This is a genomic window from Microvirga sp., assembly GCF_014699075.1.
In the GTDB taxonomy this organism is placed as follows: domain Bacteria; phylum Pseudomonadota; class Alphaproteobacteria; order Rhizobiales; family Beijerinckiaceae; genus Microvirga.
On sequence record NZ_JACXAB010000038.1, the window covers coordinates 25,762 to 37,824 of the forward strand.

Genomic DNA, 12,063 nt, shown 5'->3' on the forward strand with positions numbered 1-12,063 from the left:
TCTGTCCGCTCGAACCAGAGTTATACGTGAGTGCGTAAGTAAGTGGATAACCACTCAATTGTTCGCCGCAACCCGCTTGAAAGATCTATTGCTGGGGTCCAGCCAAGTTCCTCTGCCGCGAGATTGATGTCGAGAACTATAGCCGGAACGTCTGAGGAGCGTGAATCGCGGAACTGAACTATCAAGCGGCGATTCAGTTCGGTCTCAAGCGCACCCAAGACCTCGGAGATGCTTCTTCCAACGCCACTACCCACATTAAAAATGCGGGCATCACCTTCATGGGTTGCAGCTGCGATAATCGCCTCGACAGCATCGCTAACAAAGATGAAGTCCCGAATTGCTGTGCCATCACCCCAAACTTCGATCGGCTCGTCACGGAGAGCACGCAATGCAAACGCTGCAACGACACCTTGATTATTTAAAGCAAGCTGGAATGGACCGTATGGATTAGCTAACCGGATAACCCGATACTCCAAGCCATAGAGCCTTTCATAAAGCGCAAGATACTTCTCAATGGCAAGTTTGTTAATGCCGTATGAAGTTATCGGGTGAGTTGGGGCCGTCTCTCGGACAGGAAGTCCGCTCGGAATGCCGTACACTGTGCCCCCAGAAGAAAGAAATATCACCCGTTTCACCCCCACCTCCCGACAAAGTTCAAGGAGACGAACGGTCGAGATGAGACTTCGCTCGATGTCACCGATTTTGTCGATGTTGGAACTGAACGGTGTCGAAGCTTGCGCTAAATGAAATATAGTATCATATCCATCCAATGCAGTCGCGAGGAATGATATATCTGTGATGTCACCTTGTCGCCAATCTACTCCACGCATTGCCTCAAATTGGGGTTCACGTCGACCAATCGCGCGAACTCTTGCACCACCTTGTTGGAGAGCTAAAGCAAGGTTCGTTCCAAGAAAACCACCGCCACCGAGAATTGCACAGGTCGCGTCACCTAGGGACCGAGGCACATCCTGATGATTGGTTGAATGAAGCTTATTTATTAACATAAGATCTTTAGACCTTGCACGACATTCTTGCAATGCATTACCGGACGAGAAGCGTCAAGAACGCGATCATTGAGACTCTAAAAAACGCCTACAGCAAATCAACGTTTCTGGTTGGCGCGTACGACCCTTATTTCTCATGACGAGTATGGTGCGCCAATGTTTCAGCAATCGCCGGAGCAAGTTTGCGCTCCTTCTCAGGAACCCATGATGCAATCTAGTTGCCAAGCAATTCTTTGGGCCTGTTGTACCTGCCTCGCACTCTGGACCACGGCCATTCGGAACCTCCGGCTTCATGTAGACCTGCCCGAACGCTGGACCACGGCCGAGCGGAACTTTCGGCATCATGACCCCATCGGTTGGCTGGGAGTTCTGATGGTTTCATGAACTCGAATGGGGTCTTATGCCCGAGCGAGCTGTACGGTTTTTCACACTTGTACTCGTTTCTGAACGTCTCACATTTTAGCCTGGCGTCGGGCAGAGACAAGAACCAGTTCTGAACGATGCATTCGGTGCGAACCGTGCCGTTGAGCGCCTCGACGAAGCTGTTGTCAGCAGGCTTGCCCGAGCAGCTTGTGCGCGGCCGACTGCATGATCTTGGCACTTATGACCCCGCCCCTGCGTCACTTGCGGGCGGTCTCGGTGCTCACGCCAAAGTGCTGTCCAGCACGCCTATGGGCTCGTGAGAGTGGGAAATCTCGCTCTGGACATCCGGACTTGTATTGGCTTGTAGACGGATTGACACACATCCTCCTGCGATAAGGAACTCGTCGTAGGTCGGCAAAACGCCAGGTATGCTCCTCAGTAGCGCGACGCACCTGATCTTAGCAATAATTCGCTACCAAATAGCCCTTAGTGCGACATCTCTCGAGCGACCCTCATTAAATAGCGCCCATAATCACTTTTTCCTAACCTCTCACCTAAGCGCACCAATTCATCAGAGCTGATAAGGCCAAGGGAGAACGCGATCTCTTCTGGACAAGCAATCCGAAGCCCCTGTCGTTGCTCAAGCGCTCTTACGAATGCGCTCGCGTCAATCAAGCTTTCGTGCGTGCCGGTGTCGAGCCACGCAAAACCGCGCCCCATCCGCTCGACACTGAGAAGGCCGCGTTCAAGATAAGTCCGATTGACATCCGTGATCTCTAGCTCCCCACGCGCTGACGGCTTCAGGTTTGCCGCGATGTCGACGACTTGCTCATCATAAAAATATAGGCCAGTAACCGCCCAATGAGAGCGTGGGCTCACTGGCTTCTCCTCGATTGCAACTGCGCGCCCTGAATGATCGAACTCGACCACGCCATATCGGTCAGGATCATTCACGTAGTACCCAAACACTGTCGCGCCAACTTGACGGTTACGCCCAGAAGCCAAAAGCTCGGGCAATCCGTGTCCGTAAAAAATGTTATCCCCTAGTATGAGAGCTGATCGTTGACCGTCAACAAAGTCCGCGCCGATATGGTAGGCTTGTGCAAGTCCCTCTGGCTTGGGCTGGACGGCGTAGTCGAACTGCATGCCCCATTGGGAGCCATCGCCAAGCAAGCGTTGAAACTGTGGCATATCGTGCGGCGTCGAAATGATCAGGATCTCACGAATCCCGGCAAGCATCAGCACGCTAAGCGGGTAATAAATCATCGGCTTATCGTAGACCGGCAGAAGCTGCTTTGAGGTCACAAGCGTCAATGGGTGGAGACGCGTTCCACTTCCGCCAGCTAAGATAATGCCTTTCATTCTATGTTCCTTCAGTCGAGAGTACTTAAAACGCATCGGTATTGAATTGAACCAATCCTATACAGCCGTCGGCGTTCATGACGATTACCGACCCAAAGGCTCAGAAGCGTGAGACGCTCTGTCGAGACTTGAGTGGCGCTGATGTGGCCGATAGAGGTTCCAAGGAAAGCGGCATTGATGTTCTCGCGCACAAGCTGCTTGGCCCATTGCGCGCTTGAGAATGATGCACACACTCCACCTCTGGCGTCCTAGTCAAAATAGTGCGGAAGATCGGCCAATCGGGAATGGCAGCGATCTTTTTCCGATAGAACAGCAGATTCGTGCGTAACAGGCCATGCAATGCTAAGCACTGGGTCATCCCAAGCAAGACCGTGATCATGAGCGGATGAGTAGTAGTTTGTGACCTTGTAGATGACCTCTGTATTGGCTTCTAAGGTACAAAAGCCATGAGCAAAGCCTTCAGGAACCAAGAGCTGTAGACCGTTCTCGGCAGAAAGTTCGACCGCAACATGCTGACCAAAGGTTGGCGACGAGCGCCGAATGTCAACAGCGACATCAAGAATGCGGCCTTGACCGACCCGGATAAGCTTGGCTTGAGCGAATGGTTGGCTTTGAAAATGCAAGCCCCGAACTGTCCCAGGTTCCACAGATAGGGAGGTGTTATCCTGGACGAAGTTCAACCGAATGCCAACCCGCGCGAACTTCTCGAGGTTGAATACTTCCGAAAAGAAGCCACGGTGGTCGCTAAACCGCGCAGGCTTAACGATTTTCACGTCCGAGATCGCAGTCGAATAGATGTCCAACGTACCCTCCGCGAGGCTGTTCTATGAGCAACTGCAATCGCCGCTCAGGTGCGGTTATGCATCGCTAAACGGCGACCCCAAGGCGCTCGCCGCGATAGACACCGGTTCGCACGCGCTCCCACCACTCAGGGTTTGCGATATACCATTCAACCGTCTTGCGTAACCCAGACTCAAATGTTTCCGCCGGACGCCAGCCGAGGTGACGCTCGATCTTGGAAGCATCAATGGCATACCGCAAATCGTGCCCAGGCCGGTCGTTCACATAGGTGACGAGACTTTCCCGTGGCCCGATGGTAGTGCTAGGCGCCATTTCGTCGACCAAGGCGCAGATTGCACGCACCACGTCGATATTGCGACGCTCATTATGCCCGCCAATGGCATAGGTCTCTCCCGGGCGTCCCGCCTCGGCAACGCGTATCAATGCCCTTGCATGATCGTCCACGAAGAGCCAATCGCGCACATTCTCCCCCTTGCCGTAGACAGGTAGTGGCTTGCCCTCCAGAGCATTGAGAATGATCAGCGGGATGAGCTTCTCGGGAAAATGGTACGGACCGTAATTATTTGAGCAGTTCGTCACTAGGGTCGGCAGGCCATAGGTGTGATACCAAGCGCGAACAAAGTGATCGGATGCAGCCTTCGAAGCCGAATAGGGCGAACTCGGCTGGTAAGGATACTCCTCGTGGAAGAAGCCCTCTTGCCCGAGCGAGCCGAATACCTCATCAGTTGAAATATGGTGGAAGCGGAACGAAGCTTGTCGCTCCGGCGAAAGTGCTCGCCAGTAGCCGAGAGCAGCCTGTAGCAGAGTAAAAGTGCCCACTACATTTGTCTGAACGAACTCTCCCGGCCCATCAATTGAGCGGTCAACGTGGCTCTCCGCAGCCAGATGCATGATCACGTCAGGTTGGTACTCATTGATGACAGAGCCCATACGCTCGGTGTCGGCAATATCGGCCTGCACAAAACCATAACGCGAATCACTAGCAACAGGCTTCAGCGAGTCCAGATTGCCCGCATAAGTGAGCTTGTCGACAACTAGCACCTGGTCCACAGTGTCGCGAATGAGCAAGCGGACAACAGCCGAACCAATAAAGCCAGCCCCGCCCGTAACTAAGTATCTTTTCTTCATAAAGGACTGCGCCGCGGTTCGAAGGTCTAGTGAAATTGCTGAACTTGCCCGGCGCTATCAAATTTGTACCGCGCTTGCAAGTTGCGCTGCAGTCACAAAAGAACAAAAGAAAGGCGACGTGAAGCATGGCAGTCTGCAAAGCTAGGGCGGGTTGTCGCTTGAACGGATTGGATGCTTTGGTGTTTTGCTCTTCCTGACCGAGGAGGAGCCATGCTCAGCGATGCACAATGGGCTCTGCTGGAGCCCCTGATCGAGGCGTGCCGACCGAAAGGCAAGACCGCACCGCAGGACCTGCGCCGCACCGTCTCGGCCATTCTCTGGCGGCACCAGAACGGTGCCAAGTGGCGGGCCATCCCGGAGGAGTTGGGCCCTTGGCGGCGTGCCGCCTAGATCTTCATCCGCTGGGCCAGGGCGGGTGTCTGGGAGCGTTTACTGAGCTTGGTTCAGGAGCGGGGCATCAAGCTCGGGATGATGTTCCTCGATGGCACGAGCGTGCGGGCCCACCAGAAGGCGGCAGGGGCTCGCCAAAATGGGCCTCTCAAGCTCAACGAGATGATCGTGAAGCTCTTGGTCGCCTCATCCTGAGCTTGTCGAAGGGCTCGTGGCGGCTATGGCACCAAGGCTTGTGTGATCGCCGATAGTCTGGGACGCGCCATCGCCTTTCGGATCTCGCCCGGTCAGGCACACGAGTTGCCGCAAGCCGTTCCGTTGCTGGACAGCCTGCCCGGCATACCAATGTGGGTGATCGGAGATCGCGGCTACACCAGCCATGCCTTTCGCGAGTATGTCTGGAACATGGGCGCCCAACCGGCGATCCCACCACAGCGCCATGAGGCGCCGGTCGCCTGTCCGGACTGGATCTATAACAACCGCAATGTGGTCGAGCGGCTCTGGGCCAGGCTCAAAGAGTGGCGGGCTGTTGCAACCCGCTACGAGAAGACGGCCTCATCCTTCATGGGCATACTCTGCCTCGCCGCTACTCTCGACTGGCTCAAGACCTAACAGGCCCTGGCTTTCAGGAAACGAACCAGAAGATTTCCTGTCCAATTAAGATCGCCTCTGCCCACTTCTCATAAAAGCTACCGAAATCTCGCGGAGTGCGGCGCTCTGCGGCTTGCGGTTTGATATATGCTGCATTTAAGAACGGGTGCACTTCGTGCAAGATAACGGTAACGTGAGGCTAAGAGGATAGTAATGAGTAGCCATGCCAATACAATATATCGTGGCATGTTCTTTGTTGCAGTTGGACTTGTCTCGAGTGCCAGCTACTTGGCGACCATGAGCATGAGCATTGAGTGGCTTGGTTTGTCTGTCCTTACGTCAGCGTTCTTTGCTTTCTGTGTTGGAACCACCATTTCATACCTGGGTAACACTCTATTCACCTTTCGTGCCCCAATGAGCCGGGGTAACTTCGCGAAGTTCCTATTAGTGGTCCTGGTGGGACTAGGCGTCAACCAGACTATTGCTTATGGCCTCAACCACATTGGCGCACACTACCTTGTGATCGCGGCCACAGTCTTCATTGTGGTCCCCATTATCAATTTCATCGGGCATTCGTTGTTTACCTACCGTGAGGTGGGAGTATGAGGGAGGTGGATGCCCTTATTCTCGGTGGCGGCTTCTACGGCTGTCACATCGCGCTTGCGCTGAAGGAGCTCGGCTTTGGCCGAGTGCAAATTATTGAGCGTGAGCCAGGAATTATGCGCCGCGCCTCGTACGTCAATCAAGCCCGCGTCCACAATGGGTATCATTATCCTCGCTCGCTGACCACGGGCATCAGTTCACGGCGAAACTTCAATCGCTTTGTTGAGGAACACCCCTTCGCCGTCGTACCTGATGTCGAAATGATCTATGGCATAGCCTGTAACTCGCGTGTCACAGGCTCGCAGTTTGCCCGCTTCTGTGATGAAATCGGCGCGGCCTGCCGCGAGGACCGACAGGTCATGAACGAGTTGTTCGATCCGGCCCTTATTGAAACCTGCTTCAGTGTAACTGAAATTGCGTTTGATGCCTCGGCTCTTGCACGAAACATGATGAGCCGGCTTGTTGCAGCTGGGGTCGACTGCCGCTTTGGAGTGAAAGGCCGGGTCTCTCGTTGGGACGACCAATCCGTCATTGTAGACACAGCCGATACCCCTGTCCGGGCTCAATACGTATTTAATTGCACTTACGCTTATCTCGATGATGTCGGGATACGAGTGCGCAACAGGATCAAGAAGGAACTGACTGAGATTGCCCTCATAAAGCCGCCTCGAGAGATGAGTGGGCGCGCCGTCACCGTTATGGATGGTCCTTTTTTCTCCTCTATGCCGTTTCCATCCCGGTCATGCTACTCTCTGACACATGTCCGTTATACGCCGCACATGTCGTGGACTGAGGCCGGTGAAGCAGCTCTCCGGTTCGACGGCTCTCGTGCTGAGATGATGATACGTGATACGAGCCGTTACATGCCTAGTATGCGTACCAGCGCCTATCTTGGCTCCCTCTACGAATTGAAGACAATCCTTGTGAAGAGCGAGAATAGCGACAGTCGCCCGATTGTGTTCGAGCGGTCGGATGATTCAGACAGGATGTATTCTGTGCTTGGCTCGAAGATCGATAACATTTACGACGTCCTTGCCTATCTGAAACAGCAGCCGTGGCTCCTCCGATGACCGACAATCCAAAATTTGAAGCCATTAGTGCGATTGCAGTGGTCGAGGAGCGCCTGCCACCTCTCGAGGTCTTCCAAAGCCTTGAAGCGACCTTGGCCACAGTTTCCGTGGATCTCGAGATTGTGGTGGTCGCCAATGACGTCTCAGTCGAAATCACACAGCAACTCCAAGCCATCGCAGAGGCAGTTCCCAACGTCACTATTCACTTCCTAGCGCAGCATGTCGATCGCGATACGGCAGTCCTCGCCGGCATGGATCACGCGCTGGGGGATTGGATCGTGGTCCTATCGCCAACAGCGGAAGAAGTCGCAAGTCTCCCCCGCGTTCTGGAGAAGGCAGGTCCGTATGAAGTTGTTTTTGCAGGTGCCCGCGATATTAAAGATATCCCCCCTGCCTATCGCCGCATTGCCGGAATGTACTTCAAACTTTATACGGTCATTAGCGGTACGCGGGTCGACTGGCCGGCTCCTCGAATTCGGGTCTACAGTCGTGCTGCGGCACGCTATATGGTGAGCCTTCTCGACGGCGAGTTTGCGCTACGATCCTTGGACTTCTCGGGCACATTCCCAGGTGCGAGAGAGACTGTCATCGGCTTGCCGCTCAGCGACCTCAAGTTGCCGACTCCGTGGCGTGCTCTTCGAAAGGCATTTCGGGGGCTTCTTAATGCGAGCGCCGTACCACTCCGGGCTGTAATCGGGACTGCTCTCATCGGAGGGCTCTTCGCTATCATCAACAGCATCTATACAATCCTGATCTTTCTCCTAAAGGAAGACGTTATGCCGGGCTGGACGACGCTCTCGCTCCAGATTTCAGTGATGATGTTCCTGTTTTCGGTGATGTTTGCTCTGATTGCCGAGTACGTATTGAAAATGTATCGCTCCATGGCACCCAGGCAGAGAATCACCATAGTACGTGAAATCCGCTCTCCTCTGAGGCGACAGTCCGAACGGCTTAATGTTATTGGTTCAGATGGATCTTTACAGCTTGGGGCGCCTCGTGAGCAGTCGCCCACTACACCTCAGTCGGAGTTTGCCCAATGAGTCGTCGCGCCCTGATCGGCCACACCGGGTTTGTAGGATCCAATCTTCGTCGGGACGGCAAGTACACTGATTTCTATAATTCCTCCAACTTCTCTGAGATGGCCGGCGAGACCTATGATGAAGTCGTCTGCGCCGGCATCTCGGCGACGAAGTGGCTCGCTAATAAGGAACCAGCGCAGGACTGGCTGGAGATTCAAAAGCTACTCGATGTCCTCACGCAAACGACGACCAAGCGCTTCGTTCTGATCTCAACCATTGATGTTTACCCTGAACCGTCTCAGCCGCTCACAGAGGATGCGGCGCTCGGCGACCTTGCAAACCACGCCTATGGACGCCATCGCCTCGCGGTCGAGTCATGGGTTCAGGAACGGTTCCGAGACAATCTCATCGTGCGGCTTCCTGCTTTATTCGGACAAGGTCTAAAGAAGAACGCACTTTATGATCTCTTGAACGACAATGGTGTCGATAGGATCAACCCAGCCGGCGCCTTCCAGTGGTATCCAGTTTCCCGTTTGAATGAAGACCTTGCCCGAGCCTCAGTTGCGGATTTGCGGCTTGTGAACCTCTTTACGGCGCCACTTCTTATGCGTGACATCATCGAAACCTTCTTCCCTGGTGCTCAGGTTGGGCCCTTTGCTCTTCCCGCACCGAAGTATAATCTGCGCACCCAGCATGCAGAGTTCTTTGGAGGGCGAGACGGCTTCGTGATGAATGCCGATGAAGTTTTAGCTGCACTCCACACCTATATCGATGGCGTGCGCCATATGCGTGCGGCTGCGGTCTGACGAGGGCAAGAATGGGAGCTGTTCCAGCACAGTACCGGCAGCTGTCGGTTTCAAATATCGCGTGGCCCTCTGATCAGGATGACGAGGCTCTTGAGGTCGTTAGAGACCTAGGGTTCGACGGAGTCGAACTAGCTCCGGCGAAGGTCTTCGGGGACATACACTCTGTCCCGTTAGAAATTGTGAGAACGTATCGTCGCAAGATTGAGGATAAAGGGCTCCTGGTGTCGGCACTCCAAGCGATCCTGTTCGGAGTGCAGGGAGCTCACCTATTCGAAAGCTCAGAAACCCGAGAGCGAATGGCCGTTCATCTCGGACGGGTGGCAGAAATTGCCGGAGCTTTGGGCGCGCGCGCCTGCGTCTTCGGATCACCAACTTTGCGGGATCCGGGATCCCTTCCCATCGCGACGGCCCTGGAGATCGCCGTGACATTCTTTCAGCGGGTGGCACCGCATTTCGCGTCGCAAGGCGTGGATCTCTGTTTCGAAGCGAATCCTCCACTATATCAATGCCGCTTTGTGACACGAACCCAGGAAGCCTTCGATCTTGTCGAGCGGGTGAACATGCCTGGCGTCGCTATGCAACTCGACACAGGGACGATCTTTGCCAACGGAGAGGATCCGGGGATCATCCAGCAGGTAGAGCACCGCATCGGCCACTTTCATGTGAGCGAGCCCAATCTTATGCCGACTGGCGCCACTGGCGTCGACCACGCTGCTGTCGCTGAAGTTCTACAGAACTCAACATATCCGCACTGGATCTCCATCGAAATGAGGGCGGCAGGCGACTGGATCAGAGATCTACAGCGAGCCTACGCCTTGGCCCATTCTCTCTATCGCGGGACGCGCACCACCACATGACAAGTCAGCTATCAGTTCATATTCCCGCAGATTGGGCTATTCCAGATTATGAAGAGACCGTGCTCGAGGCGCGGTCCGGCCGCTACGCGTTAGTTATTCCCGTTATCAACGAGGGAGAGCGAATCCGCGATCAACTGCGAACAATCCAAAGTCTCGCTCTTCCAGTTGATGTTATCATTGCCGATGGTGGTTCCACCGACGGGTCACTCAGTCCTGATTTTTTGCGCACCGCCGGTGTCAATACACTTCTGATAAAACGTGGCAAGGGGCGGCTTAGTGCGCAGCTGCGTATGGCATATGCATGGGTTCTGGCACGTGGCTATGAAGGCGTGATTACCGTGGACGGCAACGGCAAGGACGGTGTTGAGGCAATTCGCCTGTTCATGAGCGCTCTAGATGAGGGCTATGACATTGTCCAAGGCTCACGTTACAAGCCAGGCGGCGAAGCAGTGAATACACCTTTTGATCGCCAAGTCGCAGGTAAGTTCATTCACGCTCCGCTCATAAGCTTGGCTGCACGTTATAGGTTTACGGACACTACAAATGGCTTCCGTGCTTATTCGGAACGAGTACTCCGGGACTCTCGTGTAGCGCCGTTCCGCGATGTCTTCATGGATTATAATCTCCTCTTCTATCTCTCGGTACGCATCCCGCAGCTCGGTTATCGGGCTTGCGAAGTGCCAGTAAGGCGTTGGTACCCTCCAGAAGGTAGAACGCCTACCAAAATTGCTGGTTTACGTGGTCGACTTGCCATGCTCCGCGAATTGTTCGATGCAGTTCGGGGACGCTTCGCACCGTAGGCCGCTCGATGGATTAATCTTTTTGATTATAAGACGACCGTTCCGGGATGATTTGTTCAGGTAGGGACCTGACTAGGTTGAGTCGGATCAGGTTGATTGGGAAACGCTAGAGCATCGGACGGCTAAAAGGACGCATAGCCGGCAGCTTTGAGGAAGTTCCAGAATTCTTGCGGCTCGAACAAGTCGCAGATGTCGCCGAGGGCGCGCCAGAGCGCGTCGAAGGTTCGGGCCTCGGCCTTGCGCAGGTGCGCTTTGATCTTGGCGAAGGCCTGTTCAATGGGATTAAGGTCGGGCGAATAAGCCGGTAGAAACAGGAACCAGGCTCCGCGTCGCTTTAGGCACTGAGCGGCTTTTTCGCTCTTGTGGACGGCGAGGTCGTCGAGGATCACCACATCCCCTGTTCTGAGGGTCGGCGCGGGCTGTGTCTCGATGTAAGCCTCGAACGCCAACCGGGTGATCGGACCATCGATTACCCACGACGCGCTCAGCTCATGACAGCGCAGACCGGCTAAGAACGTGTGGGTTTTCCAGTGACCGAAGTGCGCGCTCATGCTCAGCCAGCAGCCTTGCGGCGAGTTATGGCATGGTGATGACCGGCTCGGCTTCAACCGTCTGGATCAGGAAAGTCTCATAAGCCACCAGCTTGCCGCCTCCCGGCGGGCGGCCCTGACGGGCCGGCGCGAGGGAGCCAGACTGCCGCTGGCGCTGCATCAGCTTGATGGCGCAGCTGTCGCTGACCCCAAAGTGGCGGGCTGCTGCCCGGCAGGAATGGCCCGCCTCGACAAAGGCCGCCACCCGCACGCGCAGATCCAAGGAGAAGCTAATGGGATGGACCGGCCGTGCTTACCGGCGCACCCTGCAGCAGGGGCGCCTAGCACAAGGACTTGAGCCATGCCCACAGCTCCGCTTTACCAAGTCGCCACTCTTGGGATCGACATCGGCAAGAACAGCTTCCACCTGATCGGTCTGGATGTTCGCGGCGCCATTGTCCTGCGCCAAAAGCTCTCGCGCGGCCAGGTCGAGGCTCGGCTGGCCAACATGCCGGCCTGCCTGATTGGCATGGAGGCCTGTGTTGGCGCCCATCATCTCAGCCGTCAGTTGCTGGCGCTGGGCCATGACGTGAAGCTGATCCCTGCCCAATTCGTGAAGCCCTTCCGCAAGAGCCACAAGAACGATTTCCGTGATGCTGATACCAAGTCCCACTGATCAGCATTGGTGAGCCCAGTCGCGCAGGCCAATGGACATGATGAGCCAAGGCCGTTCGGT

At 55.1% G+C, this 12,063-nt stretch carries 13 protein-coding genes and 3 pseudogenes; 10 read left to right on the forward strand and 6 right to left on the reverse strand.

From position 1 onward, the window contains the following. Positions 1–20: 20 nt before the first annotated feature. The 5 genes from IC232_RS25435 to rfbB all read right to left on the reverse strand — a co-directional run bounded on the left by IC232_RS25435 (position 21) and on the right by rfbB (position 4,661). Complete coding sequence (locus IC232_RS25435; RefSeq protein ID WP_190847754.1) at positions 21–1,007, reverse strand: NAD-dependent epimerase/dehydratase family protein; 987 nt, start codon at positions 1,005–1,007, stop codon at positions 21–23. Positions 1,008–1,221: 214 nt separating this feature from the next. After that, on the reverse strand, positions 1,222–1,608 hold the full coding sequence (locus IC232_RS33400; RefSeq protein WP_190847755.1) for an integrase core domain-containing protein: 387 nt from the start codon (positions 1,606–1,608) through the stop codon (positions 1,222–1,224). 248 nt (positions 1,609–1,856) lie between these two features. Further along, positions 1,857–2,732: a glucose-1-phosphate thymidylyltransferase RfbA gene (rfbA, locus tag IC232_RS25445; protein WP_190847756.1), complete on the reverse strand. Its 876-nt coding sequence runs from the start codon at positions 2,730–2,732 to the stop codon at positions 1,857–1,859. 248 nt (positions 2,733–2,980) lie between these two features. Further along, the gene (rfbC, locus tag IC232_RS25450) at positions 2,981–3,535 is read right to left on the reverse strand and encodes a dTDP-4-dehydrorhamnose 3,5-epimerase (RefSeq protein ID WP_190847757.1); all 555 of its coding nucleotides are present in this window, start codon (positions 3,533–3,535) and stop codon (positions 2,981–2,983) included. A 64-nt stretch (positions 3,536–3,599) separates the two neighbouring features. Further along, positions 3,600–4,661, reverse strand: a complete 1,062-nt coding sequence (gene rfbB, locus IC232_RS25455) for a dTDP-glucose 4,6-dehydratase (RefSeq protein WP_190847758.1) — start codon at positions 4,659–4,661, stop codon at positions 3,600–3,602. 210 nt (positions 4,662–4,871) lie between these two features. On the opposite strand from rfbB, the gene IC232_RS33405 reads away from it, so the two are divergent. The 9 genes and pseudogenes from IC232_RS33405 (at position 4,872) to IC232_RS25490 (ending at position 10,797) form a co-directional block, all read left to right on the forward strand. Beyond that, complete coding sequence (locus IC232_RS33405) at positions 4,872–5,051, forward strand: transposase (protein ID WP_409564970.1); 180 nt, start codon at positions 4,872–4,874, stop codon at positions 5,049–5,051. Positions 5,052–5,099: 48 nt separating this feature from the next. Next, the gene (locus IC232_RS33410) at positions 5,100–5,246 is read left to right on the forward strand and encodes a hypothetical protein (protein ID WP_409564971.1); all 147 of its coding nucleotides are present in this window, start codon (positions 5,100–5,102) and stop codon (positions 5,244–5,246) included. Positions 5,247–5,261: 15 nt separating this feature from the next. Continuing rightward, a pseudogene (locus tag IC232_RS33415) lies at positions 5,262–5,663 on the forward strand (IS5 family transposase); the annotation flags it as partial. Positions 5,664–5,855: 192 nt separating this feature from the next. After that, the gene (locus tag IC232_RS25465; RefSeq protein ID WP_190847759.1) at positions 5,856–6,248 is read left to right on the forward strand and encodes a GtrA family protein; all 393 of its coding nucleotides are present in this window, start codon (positions 5,856–5,858) and stop codon (positions 6,246–6,248) included. A 5-nt stretch (positions 6,249–6,253) separates the two neighbouring features. Then, a complete protein-coding gene (locus IC232_RS25470) occupies positions 6,254–7,315 on the forward strand; it encodes an FAD-dependent oxidoreductase (protein ID WP_210335504.1) in 1,062 nt (353 codons plus the stop codon). Next, a complete protein-coding gene (locus IC232_RS25475) occupies positions 7,312–8,355 on the forward strand; it encodes a glycosyltransferase family 2 protein (RefSeq protein ID WP_190847761.1) in 1,044 nt (347 codons plus the stop codon). Before IC232_RS25470 ends, IC232_RS25475 begins: the two co-directional genes overlap by 4 nt. Further along, entirely contained in the window at positions 8,352–9,140 is a 789-nt protein-coding gene (locus IC232_RS25480; RefSeq protein WP_190847762.1) for an NAD-dependent epimerase/dehydratase family protein, read from the forward strand. Before IC232_RS25475 ends, IC232_RS25480 begins: the two co-directional genes overlap by 4 nt. Positions 9,141–9,151: 11 nt before the next feature. Then, positions 9,152–9,997 carry a sugar phosphate isomerase/epimerase family protein gene (locus tag IC232_RS25485; RefSeq protein ID WP_190847763.1) on the forward strand — a complete coding sequence of 282 codons (846 nt, stop codon included), beginning with the start codon at positions 9,152–9,154 and terminating at the stop codon, positions 9,995–9,997. Continuing rightward, on the forward strand, positions 9,994–10,797 hold the full coding sequence (locus IC232_RS25490) for a glycosyltransferase family 2 protein (RefSeq protein WP_190847764.1): 804 nt from the start codon (positions 9,994–9,996) through the stop codon (positions 10,795–10,797). The genes IC232_RS25485 and IC232_RS25490 overlap by 4 nt, the downstream gene beginning before the upstream one ends. A gap of 122 nt (positions 10,798–10,919) precedes the next feature. Here IC232_RS25490 and IC232_RS25495 read toward each other — a convergent pair. After that, positions 10,920–11,622, reverse strand: a pseudogene (locus IC232_RS25495) (transposase). 66 nt (positions 11,623–11,688) lie between these two features. Here IC232_RS25495 and IC232_RS25500 point away from each other — a divergent pair. Then, positions 11,689–11,988 (forward strand): annotated as a pseudogene (locus IC232_RS25500) (IS110 family transposase); the annotation flags it as partial. Positions 11,989–12,063 lie beyond the last annotated feature (75 nt).

Coding starts and splice junctions, on each gene's coding strand:
- IC232_RS25435 (WP_190847754.1), bottom strand. CDS start 1,007: ATGTTAATAAATAAGCTTCATTCAACCAATCATCAGGATGTGCCTCGG.
- rfbA (WP_190847756.1), bottom strand. CDS start 2,732: ATGAAAGGCATTATCTTAGCTGGCGGAAGTGGAACGCGTCTCCACCCA.
- rfbB (WP_190847758.1), bottom strand. CDS start 4,661: ATGAAGAAAAGATACTTAGTTACGGGCGGGGCTGGCTTTATTGGTTCG.
- IC232_RS33405 (WP_409564970.1), top strand. CDS start 4,872: ATGCTCAGCGATGCACAATGGGCTCTGCTGGAGCCCCTGATCGAGGCG.
- IC232_RS25465 (WP_190847759.1), top strand. CDS start 5,856: ATGAGTAGCCATGCCAATACAATATATCGTGGCATGTTCTTTGTTGCA.
- IC232_RS25475 (WP_190847761.1), top strand. CDS start 7,312: ATGACCGACAATCCAAAATTTGAAGCCATTAGTGCGATTGCAGTGGTC.
- IC232_RS25480 (WP_190847762.1), top strand. CDS start 8,352: ATGAGTCGTCGCGCCCTGATCGGCCACACCGGGTTTGTAGGATCCAAT.
- IC232_RS25485 (WP_190847763.1), top strand. CDS start 9,152: ATGGGAGCTGTTCCAGCACAGTACCGGCAGCTGTCGGTTTCAAATATC.
- IC232_RS25490 (WP_190847764.1), top strand. CDS start 9,994: ATGACAAGTCAGCTATCAGTTCATATTCCCGCAGATTGGGCTATTCCA.